Raw genomic sequence first — 21,415 nt, 5'->3', positions numbered from 1 at the left:
CCCGTTCCCTGACAGCACCCGCCACGACGTCGAGGTTGGAAGACCCCCAGCGATGACCGAGAACCAGAACCCACCACCGGCCGACCGGCCGGACGAGAAGGCCGGGGGCCGCACCCGTCCGCACGGCAAGATGAAGCGCCGCATCGCCGGCGCCCTCGCCATCGGGCTGGGCCTGCTGTCCGTCGGTTTCCTCTACGCCGCCTTCGCGCCGCAGCCGCAGGTCGCCCAGGCGCAGCAGGACACCGCGCTGATCGCCAAGGGCGAGCAGCTCTACAACAACACCTGCATCACCTGCCACGGTGCGAACCTGCAGGGTGTCCAGGACCGCGGCCCGAGCCTCATCGGCGTCGGTGACGCGGCGGTCTACTTCCAGGTGTCCTCGGGTCGTATGCCGATGGCGCGCCAGGAGGCCCAGGCGGCCCGCAAGCACCCGCTGCCGATCTTCGACCCGGAGACCCAGGAGGGCCGGGCGAACCTCGAGGCGCTGGGCGCGTTCGTGCAGGCCAACGGCGGCGGGCCGGTCACCCCGGCCGCGACCGGCGAGGCCCTGCGCGGCGACGACCCGGGCCGCGGCGGCGTGCTGTACCGCCTGAACTGCGCCTCGTGCCACAACTTCACCGGTGTCGGCGGCGCGCTGTCGTCCGGCAAGTACGCTCCCGCGCTCGAGCCGGCCAGCGAGGAGCAGATCTACACCGCGATGCAGACCGGTCCGCAGAACATGCCGCGCTTCTCCGACCAGCAGCTCACGCCGCAGGAGAAGCAGGACATCATCGCGTACATCAAGTCGGTGAACCACGCCAACGACCCGGGCGGCTACTCGCTGCTGGGTCTCGGTCCGACGGCCGAGGGTGTCTTCATCTTCGCCGTCGTGATGTCCGGTCTGGTCGGGTTCGCGATCTGGTTGGGGGCGAAGAGTTGAGCAGCGAAGTCAGCACCGGGTCGGACCGTCGTCCGACCAAGGAGGAGCTCGACGCGATGTCGCCCGAGCAGCTGGCCCGTCTGGCCGGTGAGCTCGACGAGGTCGAGGTCGTGCACAACACGCCGGCGTTCCCGATCCCGGGGACCCGTGCGGAGAAGCGCGCCGAGCGTTCGGTCGCGCTGTGGTTCGTCATCTCGGCGATCTCCATGATCGCCTTCGTGGTCGCGTTCATCGCGTGGCCGTGGGAGTACGTCAACGTCGGCGAGCCCGGCCACGCGCTCTACAACCTCTACACCCCGGTCATCGGCTTCACCTTCGGGTTCTCGGTGCTCTCCATCGGCATCGCGGTCATCCAGATGGTGAAGAAGCTGTTCCCGGAGGAGACCTCGGTCCAGCAGCGCCACGACGGCCCGTCCACCGACGTCGACCGCGCCACCTTCCTGGCCCAGGTCGCCGACGCGGGCAAGGGCACCACGATCGGGCGTCGCAAGCTGATCATCCGCAGCGCCGGCCTGGCCGCGGCCGTGGCCGGTATCGGCACCGGTGTCGTCGCCCTCGGCGGCATCATCCGGAACCCGTGGGCCGAGGGTGACGACGCCCCGCTGTGGCACACGGGCTGGCGTCCGGAGAACGGCGAGACGGTGTACCTGCGCACCGACACGGGTATCCTCTCCGAGATCGCCCGAGTGCGACCCGAGGACATGGAGCCGGGTGCCATGATGACCGTCTTCCCGTACCGCGAGAGCGAGCGGGGCAACGAGGAGGAGCTGCTGCACGCGCAGCGCGCCTCGGACGCGCCGGTCATGCTCATCCGTCTCCGCCCCGGGACCGAGGTCACGAAGCGCCCCGGTCAGGAGAATTTCAACTACGGTGACTTCTACGCCTGGTCGAAGGTCTGCACCCACCTCGGGTGCCCGACCTCGCTGTTCCAGGCGCAGGACAACCGCATTCTCTGCCCGTGCCACCAGTCGCAGTTCCTGGCCACGCAGGACGCCGAGCCCGTCTTCGGGCCGGCCGCCCGGCCGTTGCCGCAGCTGCCGATCACGGTGAACGAGGAGGGCTACTTCGTCGCCCGCAGCGACTTCGTGGAGCCCGTCGGACCCGCGTTCTGGGAGAGGCCGAAGACGACATGAGTTCGATCACGACACCCACCACCTCCTCAGGGGGCCTCGCGGTCAAGGGCGGCGCGGCACTCGACCAGGCGGACCAGCGCTACCACGCGGCCGCCGGACTGCGGAAGCAGTTCAACAAGGTCTTCCCGACCCACTGGTCGTTCATGCTGGGCGAGATCGCCCTGTACAGCTTCATCATCGTGCTGCTGTCGGGCACCTACCTGGCGCTGTTCTTCGACCCCTCCATGCAGGAGGTCGTCTACAACGGGCCGTACGACCCGCTGCGCGGCGTCCACATGTCGCGGGCCTACGAGTCCGCGCTGGAGATCTCGCTCGAGGTCCGCGGCGGCCTGTTCATGCGTCAGCTGCACCACTGGGCGGCGCTGCTCTTCGTCGCGGCGATGATCATCCACATGTTCCGGGTGTTCTTCACCGGCGCGTTCCGCAAGCCGCGTGAGGCCAACTGGACCATCGGCGTCGTGCTGATCCTGCTGGGCACCTTCGCCGGCTTCACCGGCTACTCCCTGCCGGACGACCTGCTCTCGGGCGTCGGGCTGCGGATCGCCTCGGGCATCACGCTGACCGTGCCGATCATGGGCACCTGGGTGCACTGGGCGCTGTTCGGCGGCGAGTTCCCCGGGACCGAGATCATCCCGCGGCTCTACATCATCCACGTGCTGATCCTGCCGGGGATCATCCTCGCGCTGATCGCCGTGCACCTCGGCCTGGTGTGGTACCAGAAGCACACCCAGTTCCCCGGCCCCGGCCGGACCGAGAACAACGTCGTCGGTGTGCGGATCATGCCGCAGTTCGCGGCGAAGGGCGGCGCGTTCTTCTTCGTCGTCGCCGGTGTGCTGGCCCTGATCTCCGGGCTGTTCCAGATGAACCCGATCTGGCACCTCGGCCCGTACGACGCCTCGCACATCTCCGCCGGGTCGCAGCCGGACTTCTACATGCTGTGGTCCGAGGGCATGGGCCGGATCTTCCCGCCGTGGGAGTTCTACCTGTTCGGGACGTACACGATCCCGGCGGCGTTCATCCCCACCGCGGGCTTCCTGCCGGTGCTGTTCGTGCTCGCCGGGGCCTACCCGGCCATCGAGCGGCGTTTCACCGGGGACGACGCGCTGCACAACCTGCTGCAGCGTCCGCGCGACGTGCCGGTCCGGACCGCGCTCGGCGCCATGGCGATCTCGTTCTACCTGTGGCTCGTGATGTGCGGGTTCAACGACTGGATCTCGTACTTCTTCCACATCTCGCTGAACGCGACCACGTGGGCCGGCCGCATCGGTCTGCTCGTCGTGCCGCCGATCGTGTACTGGGTGGCCTACCGTTGGTGCCTCGGTCTGCAGCGGTCGGACCGCGCGGTGCTGGAGCACGGCATCGAGACGGGCATCATCAAGCGGCTGCCGCACGGTGAGTTCATCGAGGTGCACCAGCCGCTGGGCGGCGTCGACTCGCACGGCCACGCCATCCCGCTGGAGTACCAGGGCGCCTCGGTGCCCAAGCGGATGAACCAGCTCGGGTCGGCGGGTGAGCCGGTCTCCGGTTCGCTGCTCACGCCGGACCCGGTCGAGGAGTCCCGCGCGCTGGCCGTGGCCCGCCACGAGGCCCACGAGCGGGAGCTCGAGGAGTCCCGCCGGCGCCACGAGGCGCGGGCGGAGCTCGAGTCCCGCAGCGGTGAACTCGCGGGCCGCCCGGACGACGGTGGTCGTCCGCAGCAGCCGCGCGACTGAGCACGGTCCGGGCCCCGGCCCGGAAGCACTCCACGGCGGCCCCGCCGGAGACACGGTCTCCGGCGGGGCCGCCGTCGTGTGCCGGTGCGTCGTCGTCCGCCCGGCGGGACCGCCGTCGTGTGCGGGCTGCGCGCGGTCGGACGCCGCGGCCCGTGTGTCCGGCCACGGCGTCGTCGCCCGGGGCGCCGTCGGGAGGACCGTGGACCGCCGGCCTCAGACCCCGGCGGGCTCGTCGGGGGAGCGCGCACCGGTGCGGTGCGACGCCTCCCGGGCCCGGTCGGCCCACTCCCGCCAGGCACCCCCGCCCCGTGCCGGCTCCGCCCAGGGCGGGTCGCAGTACACCAGCCGGGTCCCGCCGGTGGTGAGCCAGCGGTGCAGGATCCGGACCTCCTCCGACGGGGCCCCGCGCAGCGGCCCGTCGCCGGGCAGGACCGTCTGCGCGCCGGTCCGCAGCGCCTCGACGACCGGCATCGGCCGCACCCCGCGCGGGGCGTTGCCCGCCGCGGCGAGCCGTCCGTGGCGCAGGACGGCGAGCTCCCAGCCGCCCCGGCCGTCGGGCCGGGCACCGACCAGCTCGTCGATGCCCGCGAGCGCGGCCAGGGTGCCGCCCCGGTCGACCCCGGCGGCCAGCGTGGCCAACCGGTCCCGGGCCCGTGCGGCCGCCTCGTAACGCCCGCCGGCCGACCGGTCGTCGACCTCCGTGGCCAGCACCCGCAGCGGGCCGTCGTCCCGCCCCGCGACGAGGTCGCTCCAGGCGTGCACGGCGGGCGCGTAGTCCTCGACGGGCTGCAGCCCGGCGCACGGGGCCGCGCAGCGGCCCAGCTCGTGCAGCGCGCACGGCGTCGCCGACGGGTTCCGGGCCGGGATCCGGATCGTGCACCGGCGCAGCGGCAGTGCGTCGAGTGCCGCGTCGAGCACGTCGGTCGCGGCCCGCTGCGACCCGAACGGGCCCAGGGCACCCGCCCGCGGGGTGGCGACGACCGACAGCCGCGGGAACGCCTCCGCCGTCGGCGCCACCCAGTAGGCCCGGCCGGGGTTGCGCGAGCGCCGGTTGTACGGCGGGCGGTGCGCGGCGATGAGCGCCAGCTCGCGCACAGAGGCCTCCAGGGCGTGCGCGCAGACCACCGTGTCGACCTTCTCGGCGCGGGCGAGCATGTCGCGGACCCGGCGGCGCTTCTCCCCGGCCGTGAAGTACGACCGCACCCGCCGGTGGAGGTCGCCGCTGGTGCCGACGTAGAGCACCTGGCCGTCGCCGCCGCGGAACAGGTACACACCGGGCTCCGAGGGCACGTCGTTCGCCAGGTGCCTGCGGCGCCGCTGGGTGGTGGTGGGCCGGTGCGGGGCCCGGTCACGGACGAGCTGCAGCAGCTCCTCCAGGCTCTGCACACCCAGGTTCCCGATCCGCTCCAGCAGGTGGTGCAGCACCTCGACGGTCGCCCGGGCGTCGGTCAGCGCCCGGTGGTCCGGGGTGGTGGCGCAGCCGAAGTGCCGGGCCAGCGCGCCCAGCTTCACACTGGGGCACTCGGCGTGCGGGAGCACGGCCCGGGCGAGCCGGGCGGTGCACAGGACCGGAGGGCCGGGCCAGGGGCGTTCGAGGCGCTCGCAGGCGGCCTTGAGGAACCCCGTGTCGAACGGGGCGTTGTGGGCCACCAGCACCGCGCCGCGGAGCATGTCGAGCACCGAGGGCAGGACCGCACCCAGCGGTGGCGCGTCGTGCAGCATCGCGTTCGTGATACCGGTCAGCCGGGTGATGTCGGCCGGGACCCGTACACCCGGGTCGACGAGGGTGCCGAGCTCGGAGATCCGGCTGCCGCCGCGCACCGCGACGGCGCCGACCTCGGTGATGGCGTCGGTCCGGTGGCTGCCGCCGGTGGTCTCCAGGTCGACCACGCAGAAGGTGACGTCACGCAGTGGCGTGCCCAGCTCGTCGAAGGTGAGCTGCGGGGAGCAGGAGGTCACGCCCTGCACCGTAGCCGTGGGGTCCGACAGTATGTTCGAACACCCGGCCCCGGTCCGGGGGAGCCGGGGCGCGGACACCGATCCGGGGACGTCCCGGCTGCGGACGGGCACGCCGACGGCGATCCGGGCCGGGCGGGGATAACCTGGACCGATGGCGTACGACGACACGGAGCGACCGGAGCCCACGTGCTCCGGGGTCCCGTCGTGCGCCGCGGACCCGGCCGCGAGCGACTGGCCGGAGCTGCCCGCCCCGCTGCGGGCCCGGCTCGCCGAGATCGCGGGTACCGCGCTGGGCGGGCTGCCGCCCGGGGACGTCCCCACCCCGCTACGCCGCTTCGCCCGGTTCACCCCCGCCAAGCGGGCCCGTCTCGGCGGGCAGGTACTGGTGGCCCGGCTGCAGCAGGACACGGCGTTCCGGGCGGCCGTGGTGGCGTGGTGGGCCGAGAACCGGCCCGGTGAGCTGGAGCTGCCCGAACCCGCCACGACACGACCCGCCGGCGACCCGCCCGTCCCCCCGGGCGGACCCGGGGCATCCACCGGGGACACCGGAGCCGCGGAGGCAGCCGTCCCGTCCGGCCGTCCCGCGGCGCAGCACGCAGCCGCATCACCGATGGACGGGTCGACCCCCGCCGCGGAGGCCGCGTCCGTCGCGGATCCGCTGCCCGCACCCGTCGACAAGCTCGACGCGGCCGCGGTCGCGCTGCTCACCGCCGATCCGCTCGCGCACCGGCGGGTCGCCGAGGTGGGGCAGACCGCGGACCTGGCGAACCTGCGCGCCGAGCGCGACGAGGCCCTGGCCAAGGTCGACAAGCTCACCGCCGAGCTCGAACGGGCCCGGGCCGAGCTGGTCGAGGAACGGGAACGCGCACGGGCGCTCGTCGGGGAGCGGGAGACCGAGTACCAGCAGATGCGCCGCCGGGTCAGCGACCAGGGCGCGCGGCTGCGTGCCGCACTCGACGCCCGCACCGAGCTGGAGGAGGAGGTCGCGCGGCTGCGCGGCGGCGTCGACGACGAGCTCGCCCGCTCCCGTGCCGAGACCGCCGCCGAGCGCGAGCGGGCCGACCGGGAACGCCGCCGGGCCGACGCCGCGGCCGGTCAGGTCGCCGCCGCCCGCCAGGCCGCCCGCGAGGCCCGGCGCGGCGACGAGGTGCGCCTGGAGCTGCTGCTGGACACCGTCAGCGGCGCGATCTCGGGCCTGCGCCGCGAGCTCGACGTCGGCGCGGGCGGACCGCGGCCGGCGGACCTCGTCGCGGGAACGGGCGACCGCGGGACCGGCGCACGCGTCGCGGCCCCCGTCGACGGGCTGGCCGCGCTGGACGCGCTGCTGACCGTGCCGTCGGTGCACCTCATCGTCGACGGCTACAACGTCAGCAAGACCGGCTACCCGGACCTGCCGCTGGCCGACCAGCGCTCCCGGCTGGTGGCCCAGCTCGGCGCACTGGGTGCCCGCACGGGGGCCGAGATCACCGTGGTGTTCGACGGGGCCGCCGTGATCGCCGCGCCGGTGCGCGGCAGCCGCGGGGTGCGGGTGCTGTTCAGCGACGCCGGGGTGATCGCCGACGACGTCGTCCGCGACCTCGTCGCCGCCGAGCCGGCGGGCCGGCCGCTGCTGGTCGCGACGTCGGACCAGGAGATCGTGCGCTCGGTGCGCCGCCGGGGCGCGCACACCGTGGCGTCCGCGGTGCTGCTGCGCCGCCTCGGCGGGTGAGCGCTCACCCCACGTCACGGTGCCGGGGCCCGTGCCCGGCCGGCGGGACCACCGGCATCGGCAGCGCCGTACGCCCGGCTCGACCGGGCGCCGGTGCGCCCGGCTCGACCAGGCGCAGGTGCGGGATGAGGCCGCCCTCGGCCAGCACCTGCAGTGCCCGGCGCTCCGGCTCGGCGAACTCCAGCGGGGCGACGGTCGTGGCCACCGTGCCGGCCGGCAGGTCGACGGGAAGGTAGGGGATCGGCCGGTCGTCCTCCGGGACCTCCAGCAGCACCCCGATGACGCAGGCACCGCAGGCGGCACCGCGGACCTCGCAGCGATCGCAGTCGACGATCATGGCTCCTCCTTCGTCGGACCCGAGGTGGTCGAGCACCGCGGACGCTAGGGGAGGGGTCCGACAGAATGGCCGCGCCGGAGAAAAACCGGGGCGGGGCCGTCACCGCGGGCCGCCGCGCTCGTTCACCTGAACAGCACGACATCCTCACCAACTGTGCCGTCGAGCGAGCACCACCACTCGTACGGAGCAGTGCCACCCCGGCGGGCGACCGATCCGGTCACGCAACGGTGAGGACGCGGAACTCGTCCGCTCCCCGGAGTGTCGGACGGCGGCCCGCATCCCCGACGCGCAGCGCGCGTGCGGAGCCGCCGTCCCGACCCCCGCCGCCCCGTCCGCCGGTGACCACCGGCGGCCGGCGCCCCGCCGAGGACTAGCGTCGCCGACCGTGGCGCGCACGCTGCTGGTGACCAACGACTTCCCGCCCCGGCCCGGCGGCATCCAGTCCTACCTGTCCGACCTCGCCCGCGCGCTCCCGCCGGACTCGCTCGCGGTCCACGCGCCCGCCTGGCGCGGCGCCGCCGACCACGACGCCGCGCTGCCGTTCCCCGTGCACCGGCACCGGTCGTCGCTCATGCTGCCGGTCCCCGAGGTCGCCCGGCGCGCCGCGGAGCTGGCCCGCGAGCACGACGCCGGGACCGTCTGGTTCGGCGCGGCCGCGCCTCTGGGGCTGCTCGGCCCGTACCTGCGCCGCCGGGCCGGGGTGGAGCGGGTCGTCGCCACCACGCACGGCCACGAGGTCGGCTGGTCGATGCTGCCCGGCGCGCGCCGGGCGCTGCACCGGATCGGCCGCGACGCCGACGTCGTCACCACGGTGTCGCGCTGGACCCGCGGCCGGCTCGCCGGCGCGCTGGGCCCGGACGCGGCGCTGGAGGTCCTGCCGCCCCCGGTGGACACCGTCCGCTTCGCACCCGACCCGGACGCCCGCGCCGCGGTCCGGGCCCGGTACCGGCTCGGCGACGCCCCCGTCGTGACGTGCGTGTCCCGGCTGGTGCCGCGCAAGGGCCAGGACGTGCTGGTCGCGGCGCTGCCGCGGATCCGCCGCCGGGTGCCGGGCGCCCGGCTGCTGCTCGTCGGCGGCGGGCCCTACCGGGACCGCTTGCGCACACTGGCGGCACGCGCCGGGGTGGCCGACGCGGTCGTGCTCACCGGCGGGGTCCCGGCCGCCGAGCTCGCCGCGCACCACGCCGCCGGGGACGTGTTCGCCCTGCCGTGCCGCACCCACCTCGGCGGGCTCGACGTCGAGGGGCTGGGGATCGCGCTGCTGGAGGCCGCGGCGTCGGGGCTGCCCGTCGTCGCGGGGGACTCCGGCGGCGCGCCGGAGACCGTCGAGGAGGGTGTGACCGGCCACGTCGTGCCGGGACGTGACGTCGCCGCCGTCGCCGACCGGGTCGCCGACCTGCTCGCCGACCCCGTCCGGGCGACGGCGATGGGCCACGCCGGACGGGCCCGCGTCCGGCGGGTCTGGGGCGGGCCGTCGTCGGCGGCCCGCCTGCACGGCTTTCTGACCGGCCACGACGGGCCGCGCTGAGTGCACGACCCGTCGTCGACGGCGGGGGGTCAGCCCTTGTCGGCGGTGGTCCCCGCGTAGAGCGCCTCGATCTCGCCGGAGTAGGACTCCACGACGACCTTGCGCTTGACCTTCATCGTCGGCGTCAGCTCGCCGCCGGCCTCGCTGAAGTCGTGCGGCAGGATCGTGAACTTGCGGATCTGCTCGGCCCGCGAGACGGCCTGGTTGGCGTCCTCGACCGCGGCCGCGATCTCGCCGCGCAGCTCCGGGTCGTCGACGAGGTCGGCGGCCGAGCTGCCGTCGCCCGCGGGCTTGCCGTTGCGCTCGCGCCAGCCCGGCAGGGCGTCCGGGTCGATGGTGACCAGCGCGGAGATGAACGGCTTCTGGTCGCCGATCACGATGCACTGCCCGACCAGCGGGTGCGCCCGCAGCCGGTCCTCGAGCACGGCCGGCGCGACGTTCTTGCCGCCGGCGGTGACGATGATCTCCTTCTTGCGGCCGGTGATGGTGAGGAAGCCGGCGTCGTCGAGCTCGCCGATGTCGCCGGAGTGGAACCAGCCGTCGGACTCCAGGGCCTCCTTCGAGGCCTCCTCGTTCTTCCAGTAGCCGCGGAAGACGATGTCGCCGCGCAGCATGATCTCGCCGTCGGAGGCGATCCGGACCGCGCAGCCGGGGACCGGGCGGCCCACCGAGCCGACGCGCTGGGCGTCGGGGGTGTTCAGCGTGATGCCCGCGGAGGTCTCGGTCAGGCCGTAGCCCTCCAGCACGGGCAGCCCGATGCCGCGGAAGAAGTGCCCGAGCCGGCCCCCGAGCGGGGCCGAGCCGGACACCGCGGCCTTGACCCGGCCGCCGACGGCGGCGCGCAGCTTGCCGTAGACGAGCTTGTCGAACAGCGCGTGCCGGGCCTTGAGCAGCAGGCCGGGCCCGCCCGCGTCGAGCGCCTCGGAGTAGGCGATCGCGGTGTCGGCGGCCGCGTCGAAGATCTTGCCCTTGCCGTCGTTGTGCGCCTTGAGCCGCGCGCCGTTGTAGACCTTCTCGAACACCCGCGGCACCGCGAGCAGGAAGGTCGGCCGGAAGTCCGCCAGGTCGGGCAGCAGGGTCTTCACGTCGGGGGAGTGGCCGACGACCGTGCGGGTGGACAGGCAGCCGCACTGGATGGCCTTGCCGAACACGTGCGCGAGCGGCAGGAACAGCAGCACCGAGTCCCCGGGCTCGAACAGGTGCGGGATCGTCGCCGCGATCGTGCGGATCTCGGCGATCAGGTTGCGGTGGGTCAGCTCGCAGCCCTTGGGGCGACCGGTGGTGCCCGAGGTGTAGATCAGGGTGCACAGGTCGTCGGCGCGCACCCCGCCGCGCCGGGCGTGCACCACCTCGTCGGGGGTGTCCGCGCCGAGGCCGCGCAGCTGCTCGACCGCCGAGGGGGCGTCCGGGGCCGACGCGGCGGGCTCGATCTGCCAGACGGTGCGCAGCTCGGGCAGGTCTCCGCGGACCTTCTCCACCGACGCGGCGTGCTCGGCGGTCTCCACGACGATCCCGACGGCGCCGGAGTCGGACACGATCCAGGAGATCTGGTCCGGCGACGACGTCTCGTAGATCGGCACGGTGACCCCGCCCGCGGCGAGGATCGCGTAGTCGAACAGGGTCCACTCGTACCGGGTCCGCGACAGCAGCGCGACCCGGTCCCCGGCCTGCACACCCGCGGCGACCAGCCCGGCGGCGATCCGGGTGACCTGCTCGCCGAACTCGGCCGCGGTCACCTCCGACCAGTTCCCGTCCGCGCCCTTGCGGCGGTAGAGCACGTCCGACGGGTGCTGCGCGGCGTTGTCGAACACGGCGTCCGAGAGCGATTCCTCGTCTCCCACGGACACCGCGGCGGGAACGCTGTACTCACGCACGGGGATCGACCTCCTGGCGGCCTCGACAGGCTGAACGCGGTCGCCGCGACGGCTGCGGCGACACCTCGGAGCAGAACCTACCGGAGAGTAGGGTCCACGTACATCGATTCGGACATAACGGATCGGTCGGTGGTGCCGCCGGTCCGGTCCGGGCCGCGACGGTACCCGTGACCGGCGCCGTCGCACGGGGTGGCACGCTGACCGGGTGCCCGCGATCGACGTGATCGACGAGACCTTCCTGGCCGTGCCCCGCGAGCGGGTCGCGGCGGAGTTCGCCGACCCGGCCCGGTGGCCGTCGTACTGGCCCGACCTGCGCCCCGAGGTCGCGCACGACCGCGGACCGGCCGGGCTGCGCTGGACCGTGACCGGCGCGCTCGTCGGGACCATGGAGGTCTGGTGCGAGCCGGAGGGCGACGGCACCGTCCTGCACTTCTTCCTGCGCGCGGACCCGGACGGCCCGCCGCCCGGTGGCCGGCTGCGGCGCCGCCGGTGGCTGCGCGCGGAGTCCGACCGGCGGCACCGCGCGTTCAAGGCGCACGCCTTCGCGCTCAAGCGGCGCCTGGAGGGCGGGCGCCCGGCGGGCGTCGCGCCGTCGGCGTTCCGGCCGGACCGGACGGCCTGAGCGTGCGGCTGCACGTCGTCACCGACGTCCACGGCGCCACCGTCCCGCTCGCCCGCGCCGCCGAGGGCGCCGACGGGGTGCTGGTGCTCGGCGACCTGCTGGAGTTCATCGACTACCGCGACCCGACCAACGGGATCATCTCCCGGCTGCTCGGGCCCGGGGTGGCCGCGGAGTTCGGCCGGATGCGCCGGATCGGGGCGCCGCGCGCGCAGGTGCTGGGCCTGCTGGAGCGCTCCTGGGCCCGGTTCACCGACCCGGCCGCCGCCGTCGCCGAGGCCGTCGCCGCGCAGTACGCCGAGGTCTTCGGGGTCCTGGGCGGGCTCGGGGTGCCGGTCTGGGCGATCCCGGGCAACGTCGACGTCCCCGACGCCTGGCCCGACACCGACGGCGTCACCCGCGCCGACGGACGGGTGGTCGAGATCGGCGGTCGCCGGTTCGGCTTCCTCGGCGGGGTGCCGCTCCCGCCCGGGATCGACCCGCGCCGCACCGGCCCCTGGCGGCCGCACTTCGTGACCCACGAGGACTGGACCGCGCGCCTGGACGCGCTCGGCCCGGCCGACGTGCTGTGCACCCACGTCCCGCCGGCGCACCCGGGCCTGACCTACGACGTCGTCACCCGCCGCGCCGAGATCGCCAGCGCGCCGCTGGCCGCGCGGATCCGGGCCGAGCAGCCGTCGCACGCCCTGTTCGGGCACGTGCACCAGCCGCTGCACCGCCGCGCGCGGATCGGCCGCACCGAGTGCGTCAACGCCGGACACTTCCGCGCGCACGGCACGCCCTACGTGCTCCGGTTCTGACCACCGGATAGCCTCCCGCCATGGCCGACGCGACCTCGTCCTCGATCCACATCGACGCCCCGCCGGAGCGGGTCATGGCGGTGATCGCGGACTTCGCGTCCTACCCCGAGTGGACCGACCAGATCACCAGCGTCGAGATCCTCGACGCCGGTGCCGACGGCCGCGCCCGCCAGGTCCGCTTCGCGATGGACGCCGGGGCCATCAAGGACACCTACACCCTCGACTACGACTGGGCCGCCGACGACCGCTCGGTGTCCTGGACGCTGGTCAAGGGCGGCATCCAGCGCGCCCAGGACGGCGCGTACCGGCTGGTCGGCGACGCCGGCGGCACCACCGTCACCTACGAGCTCAGCGTCGAGGTCAACTTCCCGATGATCGGGATGCTCCGTCGCAAGGCGGAGAAAGTGATCATCGACGCCGCACTGAAGGGCCTCAAGCGCCGCGTCGAGAAGGGCTGAGCCGGTCGGCGGCGACCCGGACGCGATCGTTAGGCTCCGCGCTGTGCGCGTCGTGCTCTTCACCGGCAAGGGCGGGGTCGGCAAGACGACCCTGGCCGCCGCGACGGCCGCGCACGTGGCCGGGACCGGCAGGTCCGCGCTGGTCGTGTCCACCGACCCGGCGCACTCCCTCGGCGACGCGCTGGACGCCGAGCTGGGCGCCGAGCCCACCGAGGTCACCGAGAACCTGTGGGGCGCCCACATCGAGGCCCGGCACCTGCTCGAGGGCGCCTGGGGCGACCTGCAGGGGCACCTGCGCACGATGCTCGCCGGGGCCGGGGTGGACGAGCTCGTCGCCGACGAGCTGACCGTGCTGCCCGGCGTCGAGGACCTCCTCGCGCTGGTCGAGGTGCAGCGCTACGCCGAATCGGGCCGCTTCGACGTCGTCGTCGTCGACTGCGGGCCGACCGCGGAGACGCTGCGGCTGCTCACCCTGCCCGAGGCGCTGTCGGGCTACCTGGAGCGGCTGTTCCCCGCGCACCGCCGCGCGGTGCGCGGCCTGGTCGCCGGGCTGGCCGGGGCCAAGGCCGACGGCGCGGGCTGGGACCGCACGATCGACGCGCTCGGGGTGCTGGCCGAGCAGCTGCGCGGGCTGCGCGGCCTGCTCGCCGACCGCTCCCGCACCTCGATCCGGCTGGTGCTGACCCCGGAGCGGGTGGTCGCGGCCGAGACCCGCCGCACCCTGACCGCGCTCGCCCTGCACGAGCTGCGGGTCGACGGGCTGCTGGCGAACCGGGTGATGCCCGGCCCGCCGCCGTCGCTGCGCGGGCCCGCGGCGCGCTGGCTGCGCGAACGCGCCACCGAGCAGCAGTCCGTGCTCGCCGAGCTGGGCGAGCTCGGTGCGGACGTGCCGGTGACCGCGGTCCGCTACACCGCCGCCGAGCCGACCGGTGTCGGTGCGCTGCGCGAGCTGGCCCTGTCGGTCTACGGCGACGACGACCCCGCGGGCACCGCCGACGGCGCCCCGCCGCGGCCGTTGATGGAGCTGCGCCGCACCGCAGGTCACGGCGTCTCGGCCGACACCGAGTTCGAGCTCGACGTGGCGCTGCCCGGCGCCCAGGACGCCCCGCTGGACCTCGCCCGGGTCGGCGACGACATGGTCGTCGGCATCGGGTTCTCCCGGCGCGTGGTCTCGCTGCCGTCGGTCCTGCGCCGCTGCGAGGCCACCGGTGCCCGGCTGGAGGGCCGCGGCTCCGACGCCCGCCTGGTGATCTCCTTCGTGCCCGACCCGGGCACCTGGATGACCTCGTGAGCGGCCGTGACGCGCGGGGCGGCACCCACTGCGGCGATCACGGCGGCATTCCGGAGGACCTGCGGGTCACCGCGGTGGCGCTGCTCGACCGGCTGCGTGCGGCCACCGAGACGATGTCGGACTCGCTGCGGGCCGGCGGGAGCGACCCCGGCCCCGGCGACGCCGGCTCCTGCACCGCCTGCCCGGTGTGCGCGCTGATCGCCGTCGTGCGGGGGGAGCGGTCGGAGCTGGTCACCCGGCTCGCCGCCCACGCCGGCGGGCTGCTCGCCGTGCTCGTCGCGGTGCTGGAGGAGGCCGCCCCGCCCGCGCGCCAGGAGCCCCGCCGCCCGCACGGCGGCGGACGCTCCGTGCAGCGGATCGTGGTGCACCGGACGTGAGCCCCCGGATGTCCGACGTCCGCACCATCGGGGTGGACGTCGGGGGCACCAGCGTGCGCGCGGGCGTCGTCGACGCCGAGGGGGAGATCCTCGACTCCGTCTCCGCGCCGACCCCGCGCACCGACGACGCGCTGGAGGCGGCCATCGCCGGCGCCGTCGACGAGCTGCGGCGCAGGCACACCGTCGCCGCCGTCGGGCTCGCGCTCGCCGGGTTCGTCGACGCCCCGCGGGGCCTGGTCCGCTACGCGCCGCACCTGTCCTGGCGCGACGCCCCGGTCGCCGAGCGGATCGGCGACCGGCTCGGCGGGATCCCGGTCGTCGTGGAGCACGACGCGAACTCCGCCGCGCTCGCCGAGCGGCGCCGCGGCGCCGCGGCCGGTGCCTCGGTGGCGCTGGTGATCGCGCTGGGCACCGGGATCGGTGGCGCCCTGCTGCTCGACGGCGAGCTGTTCCGCGGCGCGCACGGCGTCGCACCCGAGCTGGGGCACCTGCGGGTCGTCCCGGACGGACGGGCCTGCCCGTGCGGCAAGCGCGGCTGCTGGGAGCGCTACTGCAGCGGGACCGCCCTCGGCGCCACCGCGCTGGAGATGCTCTCGGGCGGCGACGTGCCGGGCCCGTCCGGGCTGGCCCGCGAGGCCGCCGTCGACCCGGGGCGGGTCACCGGCAAGCGGGTCGCCGCGGCCGCCCGCGAGGGGGACCCGGTCGCCCGCGCCGCCGTCGACGACATGGGGCGCTGGCTGGGGGAGGGGCTCTCGCTCGTCGCGGACGTCTTCGACCCGGACCTCGTGGTGATCGCGGGCGGGGTGTCGGCGTCGGCGCCGCTGTTCCTCGACGCCGCCCGCGAGCACTACGCCCGCATCCTCACCGGGGCGGGCAACCGGCCGCTGGCCCGGATCCGGACCGCGCAGCTCGGCGCGGCCGCCGCCGTCGTGGGCGCGGCGACGCTGGCCCGCGAGAGCCTGCGGTCCGGCGCCCGGCGCTGAGCGCGCTACAGCCGCGAGCCGTCGTCCCAGGGGTCGGGGCCCTCGTCGGGGTCGGGGCTCCACAGCCGCAGCAGCAGCCAGCCCAGGCCGGCCGCGATGAGCACCAGCCCCAGCGGCAGCGGCCAGGTCCCGCCGACGCCGATCAGCCCCGGCGCGATGCACAGCAGCAGCCCCACCGCGATCAGCCCGCCACCCACGACGGCCGGTGGTCCCGGCCGCGGCAGCGGCGGCGGCTCCGGCGGGTGGTAGTGGTCGTCCGGGTCGGCACCCGTGCCGGTGCCCGGGTGCGGGGCGGCCGGGCCGGGCCGGTGCGCGGGCCGGTCGGCGCCGCCCGCCGCGCCCGCGGCGTCACCGGCGTCGCCGCGGTCCGTGCGGTCGGCGCGCTCCACGGGCTCGGCGGGCCAGTCCGGGACCGAGCCCTCGTCGCGCCAGGCGGCGACGATCGCGTCGAAGTCGTCGTCGGGCCGGTCCTCGCGGTCACGCGAGGGGTCTGCGGAGCTCATACCGGTCCGTCCCTCCCCGCTCGCGGCGGCTCCCATCCTGTCACGGCCCGTGTCCCGCCCGACACCGCCCACGGGCCCGCGCGGGCGCTGCGCGGGGACCGCCCGACCCCGGTGACCACCGCCCCGTTGTGAGGAGGTGTCGACGCTCCGTAGGCTGTCGCCGAAGTCGGTAGGGAGGCAGCGCAGGGTGCTGTACTGGTGGTCCAAGTTCGTGCTGCTCGGCCCGTTGATGAGGCTGTTCTGCCGGCCGGAGGTGCGCGGTGCCGAGAACGTGCCCGGTGGTGCCGGCGCGATCCTCGCCAGCAACCACCTCGCGGTGGCCGACTCCTTCTTCCTGCCGTTGATGCTGCCGCGCCGGGTGACCTTCCTCGCCAAGCGCGAGTACTTCACCGAGCCCGGGATCCGCGGCTGGTTCAAGAAGCAGTTCTTCACCGGCGTCGGGCAGGTCCCGGTGGACCGTTCCGGTGGGTCCGCGGCGCGCGCCGCGATGGACACCGCGGTCCGGCTGCTGAACGAGGGCAAGCTGCTCGGGATCTACCCGGAGGGCACCCGCTCGCCCGACGGGCGGCTCTACAAGGGCAAGACCGGCGTCGCCCGGATGGCCCTGGAGGCCGGGGTGCCGGTCATCCCGGTCGCGATGGTGGGCACCGACAAGGTCAACCCCATCGGCTCCAAGATGTGGCGCCCGCGCAAGGTGAAGATCGTGATCGGCGAACCGCTGGACTTCTCCCGGTACGAGGGCATGGCCGGGGACCGGTTCATCGAGCGCTCCATGACCGACGAGATCATGTACTCGCTGATGGAGCTGTCCGGACAGACCTACGTCGACCTCTACGCGGCGTCTGTCAAGGAGAAGGCCGCGGCCGGTGCTCCACCGCCCGCGCCGTCGCGTCCCGCCCCGCAGCGGCCGGACGCGAACGTGCCCGACTCCCGCGCCTCCTGATCGACTCCGGAAGTGCGTCCCGGCGATCTGACCCACCGATGTGGAGCTGGGCGAAGGCTCCTCTGTCGGTGAGAGCCCGTGGTGGACCGACCTGTCGCCCGGCAGAATCCGGCGGTCGGTGACCTCTCGGGAGGCGAAGCAGGCGACCGAGTCGGCCGGAGCCGGACGGCGGCCCGCTCACCTGTCCGGTCAGTGGAGCTTCCGGCTTGCGACAAGGGCGTCGAGCATGCTCGTTTCGATCCGGTAGGTGGACGACCTCCTCTACGATCGAAGGTCGTCGAGCCGTGGCGAAGCTCAGTGCCGGTTCTTCAACTCGGCGGCGGGGCGGCTGCCGGTGTCGTCCGACGGATGAGCTCGATGCCCGGGCTCGGCCGGTCCCGATATCGCGCGAGCGCAGTACGATCGCCGCACTGTTTCGTATGGGAGGCGCGATGACCGCCGGAACCCACCAGGCCGTCACGCTGGCCGACGTGAGTGCACGTCGGGACTACATCGTGGACGTCGGGCGCCGTCATGGTGTTTACAACATCCGTGTCTTCGGTTCCGTCGCGCGTGGCGAATCGACACCCACCAGTGATCTCGACCTGCTGGTCGACCTGGAACCCGGCCATGGTTATGTCGACATGGTTTCCTTCGCCCTCGCGGTCGAGGACTCACTTGGGGTTCTCACACAGGTCGCCACGGTGAACGGTCTCAAACGCCGTATCCGTGATCAGGTTCTCGCCGAGGCGGTGGCAGTGTGACTGTCTTCTCGAAGATCGCTCGTGATGGAGGGATCCCTGTTGGTCCGACGTGACCGGGAGCGGATCGCGGACATGTTGGAAGCCGCTGAGAAGATCCGGGTCCGGGTTGCGCGCGGCCGCGCGCGGTTTGATGCCGACGAGGACCTGCAGATCGTCTTGACGCATCTGATCCAGGTGCTCGGTGAGGCTGCTGCACGCGTGAGCCCCGAGCTGGCTGCTGCTCATCCGCACCTGCCGTGGCGGGCACTGGCGGGAATGCGCAATCGTGTCGTGCACGAGTACTTCGAGATCGATCTCGAAATCCTCTGGGCTGCTGCGTCTCAGGAAGTCCCGGCGCTGGCGGTCCAGCTGCGTGCGGTTCAGACAACGGAGGACGCCTGACCCGGAGCGGTCCCGATCACGGCAGCAGAGGCACGTACGCTCGTCGGGCGGCACAGCTCAACGACCGAACCCGAGCCCAGGACGGCAATGCGCTTCTTCTACGACACCGAGTTGATCGAGGACGGCACGACGATCGACCTGGTGTCGATCGGGATCGTCGGCGAGGACGGCCGCGAGTTCTATGCCGTGTCCACCGAGTTCGACCCGGACCGGGCCGGCAAGTGGGTGCGGGCCAACGTGCTGCCCAAGCTGCCCTCGCCCAGCGACCGGGCCTGGATGTCGCGGTCCCGGATGCGCTCCGAGATCCTCGACTTCTGCACCGGCGCCCCCGGCGACGTCGAGCTGTGGGCCTGGATCGCCGCCTACGACCACGTGGCGCTGTGCCAGCTGTGGGGTGCGATGCCCGCGCTGCCGCGGCCGATCCCGCGCTTCACCCGCGAGCTGCGCCAGCGGTGGGAGGACGCGGGCCGCCCGGCGCTGCCCCCGCCGCCCGCCGAGGCGCACGACGCGCTCGCCGACGCCCGGCACAACCTGCGGCGCTGGGAAGTGATCGCCGAAACCCTCGCGACGGGGGCCGCGCCCCGGTAGGGATCGGCCCCGGCCTAGGCTGGGCCGCGTGAACTGGTCCGTCGACGCGCCCATCGACGTCCTCCCGGAGCTGCCGCCGCTGCCCGCGGACCTGCGCTCCGCCCTGGACGACGCGCTCTCCCGCCCTGCCGCCCAGCAGCCCGAGTGGCCCGACCCGTCGCAGGTGGGCGACGTGCGGAAGGTGCTGGAGTCCGTCCCGCCGGTGGTGCTGCCGCCGGAGGTCGACCGGCTGCAGTCGCGGCTCGCCGACGTCGCGAACGGTGAGGCGTTCCTGCTGCAGGGCGGCGACTGCGCCGAGACCTTCGTCGACAACACCGAGCCGCACATCCGGGCGACGATCCGCACGCTGCTGCAGATGGCCGTCGTCCTGACCTACGGCGCCTCGATGCCGGTGGTCAAGGTCGGCCGCATCGCCGGTCAGTACGCCAAGCCGCGCAGCTCGCCGGTCGACGCGAGCGGGCTGCCGTCCTACCGCGGGGACATCGTCAACGGGCTCGCCCCGGACGCGCAGGGCCGCATCCCGGACCCGTCGCGGATGGTGCGCGCCTACGCGAACGCCTCGGCGGCGATGAACCTGGTCCGCGGGCTGACCGCGACCGGGCTGGCCGACCTGTCCAAGGTGCACGACTGGAACAAGGACTTCGTCCGCACCTCCGCCGCGGGCGTGCGCTACGAGGCCGTCGCCGCCGAGATCGACCGCGCGGTCCGCTTCATGGACGCCTGCGGGGTGCGCGACCACAACCTGCACCAGGTCGAGTTCTACGCCAGCCACGAGGCGCTGCTGCTCGACTACGAGCGCGCGATGCTGCGCCTGGACCTGGAGCGCGACCCCACCGGCGGGGAGTCGCCGAAGCTCTACGACCTGTCCACGCACTTCCTCTGGATCGGGGAGCGGACCCGTCAGCTCGACGGCGCGCACGTCGCCTTCGCGGAGCTGCTGGCCAACCCGATCGGCATGAAGATCGGCCCGACGACGACGCCCGACCAGGCCGTCGAGTACGTCGAGCGGCTCGACCCGCACAACCGCCCGGGCCGGCTGTCGCTGATCTCCCGGATGGGCAACGACAAGGTCCGCGACGTGCTCCCGGCGATCGTCGAGAAGGTGACCGCCTCCGGGCACAAGGTCATCTGGCAGTGCGACCCGATGCACGGCAACACCCACGAGGCCTCGACCGGCTACAAGACCCGGCACTTCGACCGGATCGTCGACGAGGTGCAGGGCTTCTTCGAGGTGCACCGCTCGCTCGGCACGCACCCCGGCGGCATCCACGTCGAGGTCACCGGCGAGGACGTCACCGAGTGCCTCGGCGGTGCGCAGCGGATCTCCGACACCGACCTCGCCGGCCGGTACGAGACCGCCTGCGACCCGCGGCTGAACACCCAGCAGAGCCTGGAGCTGGCGTTCCTCGTCGCGGAGATGCTGCGCGGCTGACCCGTCCGTCCCCGGGGCGGCTCCACCCGGAGCCGCCCCGGTGGTGTGTCTCAGGCCCCGGTGCTGGCCCGGGCCGCGAGCCGCGAGGGCAGCAGGGGGGCGACGGCGCCGTCGCCGTCCCCGGCGAGCACGGCGGCCAGCCGCTGGGCCGCGGCCCGGCCGAGCTCCTCCGCCGGCAGCGCCACACTCGTCAGCGACGGCGCCGTGACCTGCGAGTACGGCAGGTCGTCGAACCCCGCGACGGCGATGTCCCCCGGCACGGCCAGCCCGAGCCGGTGCGCGGCGGCCAGCACGCCGTAGGCCATCGTGTCCGCCGCCGCGACGACCGCGGTGGCCCCGGCCGCCCGCCAGCGCGGCAGCGCCTCGGTGCTGACGTCGGCGGCGGCGTCGAGGGTCAGCCCGGCCCGGGTGCCGTCGTCGAGGACCCGCAGGCCGTGCTCGGCGGCGACCCGGGCGAGCAGCTCACGGCGCACGGTGAAGGTGGCCGAGGGCGTCGAGCCCTCCAGGTAGGCGAGGACCGTGTGCCCGGCCTCGGCGAGGTGCGCGACCAGCGCGCGCACGCCCGGCTCCAGGTCGAAGGTCACGGTGGCCGCGCGGCCCTCGAAGCCGGGGGCGTCCATCAGCACCAGTGGCGGGCCGCCCGGTTCGAGGTCGTCGAGGAACGTCGGCGACGGCGCGTGCACCAGCAGTCCGGCCGGGCGGAACGCCGCGACCCGGCGGACGTCGTCGGCGCCGGGTTGTTCGCCGCCCTCGATCACCGACAGCATCAGCTGGTGCCTGCTGCCCAACGCCTCCCGGATCCCGGTGGTGACCCGCCCGAAGTAGGGGTTGGGGAGGTCGGGGGCGAGCAGCACGACGAGGTCGGTGGTCCCGCGGGCGAGCGAGCTCGCCGCGTGGTCGACCACGTAGCCCAGCTCCTCGACCGCGGCGCGGACCCGCTCGGTGATCACCGCGGACACCCGTCCGCGCGACTTGCCGTTCACCACCAGCGACACGGTGGACACGCTCGTCCCCGCCCGCCGGGCCACCATCGCCGCGGTCACCCGCCGGCCCACCGGTCCTGCCATCCGGCGAGCCTACCCGGACGCGCCACACATCAAGCGCTTGACGTCATGCGCTTGACAGGT

The 21,415-nt window shown here is 74.4% G+C and carries 21 protein-coding genes; 16 read left to right on the top strand and 5 right to left on the bottom strand.

Going from position 1 to position 21,415, the window contains the following annotated elements; all coding sequences use genetic code 11:
* The first annotated feature begins 52 nt into the window (after positions 1-52).
* From qcrC to qcrB, 3 genes are read left to right on the top strand one after another with little or no spacing between them, the layout of a single operon-like run.
* The gene (qcrC, locus tag MTO91_RS17895; protein ID WP_208824679.1) at positions 53-919 is read left to right on the top strand and encodes a cytochrome bc1 complex diheme cytochrome c subunit; all 867 of its coding nucleotides are present in this window, start codon (positions 53-55) and stop codon (positions 917-919) included.
* A complete protein-coding gene (gene qcrA, locus MTO91_RS17890; protein ID WP_251785142.1) occupies positions 916-2,052 on the top strand; it encodes a cytochrome bc1 complex Rieske iron-sulfur subunit in 1,137 nt (378 codons plus the stop codon). Before qcrC ends, qcrA begins: the two co-directional genes overlap by 4 nt.
* On the top strand, positions 2,049-3,764 hold the full coding sequence (qcrB, locus tag MTO91_RS17885; protein WP_476651983.1) for a cytochrome bc1 complex cytochrome b subunit: 1,716 nt from the start codon (positions 2,049-2,051) through the stop codon (positions 3,762-3,764). The genes qcrA and qcrB overlap by 4 nt, the downstream gene beginning before the upstream one ends.
* A gap of 213 nt (positions 3,765-3,977) precedes the next feature.
* Here the strand turns inward: qcrB and MTO91_RS17880 are convergent, their stop codons facing one another.
* Entirely contained in the window at positions 3,978-5,723 is a 1,746-nt protein-coding gene (locus tag MTO91_RS17880; protein WP_476651982.1) for a DEDD exonuclease domain-containing protein, read from the bottom strand.
* Between the two features lie 151 nt (positions 5,724-5,874).
* Between MTO91_RS17880 and MTO91_RS17875 the strand changes: the two genes are divergently transcribed.
* Positions 5,875-7,431, top strand: coding sequence for an NYN domain-containing protein (locus MTO91_RS17875; RefSeq protein ID WP_476651981.1), 1,557 nt, complete (start codon positions 5,875-5,877; stop codon positions 7,429-7,431).
* Between the two features lie 4 nt (positions 7,432-7,435).
* On the opposite strand, the gene MTO91_RS17870 is transcribed toward MTO91_RS17875, so the two are convergent.
* On the bottom strand, positions 7,436-7,768 hold the full coding sequence (locus tag MTO91_RS17870) for a hypothetical protein (protein WP_244327109.1): 333 nt from the start codon (positions 7,766-7,768) through the stop codon (positions 7,436-7,438).
* A gap of 385 nt (positions 7,769-8,153) precedes the next feature.
* On the opposite strand from MTO91_RS17870, the gene MTO91_RS17865 reads away from it, so the two are divergent.
* Complete coding sequence (locus tag MTO91_RS17865) at positions 8,154-9,296, top strand: glycosyltransferase family 4 protein (RefSeq protein WP_251785138.1); 1,143 nt, start codon at positions 8,154-8,156, stop codon at positions 9,294-9,296.
* A gap of 29 nt (positions 9,297-9,325) precedes the next feature.
* Here MTO91_RS17865 and MTO91_RS17860 read toward each other — a convergent pair whose 3' ends face one another.
* The gene (locus MTO91_RS17860) at positions 9,326-11,170 is read right to left on the bottom strand and encodes an AMP-dependent synthetase/ligase (protein ID WP_476651979.1); all 1,845 of its coding nucleotides are present in this window, start codon (positions 11,168-11,170) and stop codon (positions 9,326-9,328) included.
* 205 nt (positions 11,171-11,375) lie between these two features.
* On the opposite strand from MTO91_RS17860, the gene MTO91_RS17855 reads away from it, so the two are divergent.
* From MTO91_RS17855 to MTO91_RS17830, 6 genes are read left to right on the top strand one after another with little or no spacing between them, the layout of a single operon-like run.
* Positions 11,376-11,792, top strand: coding sequence for a hypothetical protein (locus MTO91_RS17855; protein WP_062396088.1), 417 nt, complete (start codon positions 11,376-11,378; stop codon positions 11,790-11,792).
* A gap of 2 nt (positions 11,793-11,794) precedes the next feature.
* Positions 11,795-12,589, top strand: coding sequence for a metallophosphoesterase family protein (locus MTO91_RS17850; protein ID WP_405416332.1), 795 nt, complete (start codon positions 11,795-11,797; stop codon positions 12,587-12,589).
* A gap of 20 nt (positions 12,590-12,609) precedes the next feature.
* On the top strand, positions 12,610-13,047 hold the full coding sequence (locus tag MTO91_RS17845) for an SRPBCC family protein (protein WP_020623841.1): 438 nt from the start codon (positions 12,610-12,612) through the stop codon (positions 13,045-13,047).
* Positions 13,048-13,090: 43 nt separating this feature from the next.
* On the top strand, positions 13,091-14,338 hold the full coding sequence (locus MTO91_RS17840; protein WP_405416334.1) for an ArsA family ATPase: 1,248 nt from the start codon (positions 13,091-13,093) through the stop codon (positions 14,336-14,338).
* Positions 14,335-14,715 carry a hypothetical protein gene (locus MTO91_RS17835; RefSeq protein ID WP_405416336.1) on the top strand — a complete coding sequence of 127 codons (381 nt, stop codon included), beginning with the start codon at positions 14,335-14,337 and terminating at the stop codon, positions 14,713-14,715. The genes MTO91_RS17840 and MTO91_RS17835 overlap by 4 nt, the downstream gene beginning before the upstream one ends.
* Positions 14,716-14,723: 8 nt before the next feature.
* Positions 14,724-15,698 (top strand): ROK family protein, encoded by a 975-nt coding sequence (locus MTO91_RS17830; protein WP_476654910.1) that lies wholly within the window; start codon positions 14,724-14,726, stop codon positions 15,696-15,698.
* A gap of 5 nt (positions 15,699-15,703) precedes the next feature.
* On the opposite strand, the gene MTO91_RS17825 is transcribed toward MTO91_RS17830, so the two are convergent.
* Positions 15,704-16,201, bottom strand: coding sequence for a DUF308 domain-containing protein (locus MTO91_RS17825; protein ID WP_405416338.1), 498 nt, complete (start codon positions 16,199-16,201; stop codon positions 15,704-15,706).
* 187 nt (positions 16,202-16,388) lie between these two features.
* Here MTO91_RS17825 and MTO91_RS17820 point away from each other — a divergent pair, with 187 nt between their 5' ends.
* The 5 genes from MTO91_RS17820 to MTO91_RS17800 all read left to right on the top strand — a co-directional run bounded on the left by MTO91_RS17820 (position 16,389) and on the right by MTO91_RS17800 (position 20,288).
* Positions 16,389-17,144, top strand: coding sequence for a lysophospholipid acyltransferase family protein (locus tag MTO91_RS17820; RefSeq protein ID WP_062396084.1), 756 nt, complete (start codon positions 16,389-16,391; stop codon positions 17,142-17,144).
* A 431-nt stretch (positions 17,145-17,575) separates the two neighbouring features.
* Entirely contained in the window at positions 17,576-17,887 is a 312-nt protein-coding gene (locus MTO91_RS17815) for a nucleotidyltransferase family protein (protein ID WP_476651975.1), read from the top strand.
* Between the two features lie 24 nt (positions 17,888-17,911).
* Complete coding sequence (locus tag MTO91_RS17810) at positions 17,912-18,268, top strand: HepT-like ribonuclease domain-containing protein (protein WP_345652295.1); 357 nt, start codon at positions 17,912-17,914, stop codon at positions 18,266-18,268.
* An 87-nt stretch (positions 18,269-18,355) separates the two neighbouring features.
* On the top strand, positions 18,356-18,856 hold the full coding sequence (locus tag MTO91_RS17805; RefSeq protein ID WP_476651974.1) for a polyadenylate-specific 3'-exoribonuclease AS: 501 nt from the start codon (positions 18,356-18,358) through the stop codon (positions 18,854-18,856).
* Positions 18,857-18,884: 28 nt separating this feature from the next.
* Entirely contained in the window at positions 18,885-20,288 is a 1,404-nt protein-coding gene (locus tag MTO91_RS17800; RefSeq protein WP_405416341.1) for a class II 3-deoxy-7-phosphoheptulonate synthase, read from the top strand.
* A 50-nt stretch (positions 20,289-20,338) separates the two neighbouring features.
* On the opposite strand, the gene MTO91_RS17795 is transcribed toward MTO91_RS17800, so the two are convergent.
* The gene (locus MTO91_RS17795) at positions 20,339-21,355 is read right to left on the bottom strand and encodes a LacI family DNA-binding transcriptional regulator (protein WP_476651973.1); all 1,017 of its coding nucleotides are present in this window, start codon (positions 21,353-21,355) and stop codon (positions 20,339-20,341) included.
* Positions 21,356-21,415: the final 60 nt, after the last annotated feature.

The sequence above is a fragment of the Pseudonocardia sp. 2-7 genome (genome assembly GCF_056341085.1).
Note: the sequence above shows the minus strand (reverse complement) of the source record. Positions and strands in the feature narration are given on the sequence as shown.

Bases quoted from the DNA above. Each gene is read 5' to 3' on its own strand.
- qcrC (WP_208824679.1), top strand. From the start codon at position 53: ATGACCGAGAACCAGAACCCACCACCGGCCGACCGGCCGGACGAGAAG.
- qcrB (WP_476651983.1), top strand. From the start codon at position 2,049: ATGAGTTCGATCACGACACCCACCACCTCCTCAGGGGGCCTCGCGGTC.
- MTO91_RS17875 (WP_476651981.1), top strand. From the start codon at position 5,875: ATGGCGTACGACGACACGGAGCGACCGGAGCCCACGTGCTCCGGGGTC.
- MTO91_RS17870 (WP_244327109.1), bottom strand. From the start codon at position 7,768: ATGATCGTCGACTGCGATCGCTGCGAGGTCCGCGGTGCCGCCTGCGGT.
- MTO91_RS17845 (WP_020623841.1), top strand. From the start codon at position 12,610: ATGGCCGACGCGACCTCGTCCTCGATCCACATCGACGCCCCGCCGGAG.
- MTO91_RS17830 (WP_476654910.1), top strand. From the start codon at position 14,724: ATGTCCGACGTCCGCACCATCGGGGTGGACGTCGGGGGCACCAGCGTG.
- MTO91_RS17825 (WP_405416338.1), bottom strand. From the start codon at position 16,201: ATGAGCTCCGCAGACCCCTCGCGTGACCGCGAGGACCGGCCCGACGAC.
- MTO91_RS17815 (WP_476651975.1), top strand. From the start codon at position 17,576: ATGACCGCCGGAACCCACCAGGCCGTCACGCTGGCCGACGTGAGTGCA.
- MTO91_RS17810 (WP_345652295.1), top strand. From the start codon at position 17,912: ATGGAGGGATCCCTGTTGGTCCGACGTGACCGGGAGCGGATCGCGGAC.
- MTO91_RS17805 (WP_476651974.1), top strand. From the start codon at position 18,356: ATGCGCTTCTTCTACGACACCGAGTTGATCGAGGACGGCACGACGATC.
- MTO91_RS17795 (WP_476651973.1), bottom strand. From the start codon at position 21,355: ATGGCAGGACCGGTGGGCCGGCGGGTGACCGCGGCGATGGTGGCCCGG.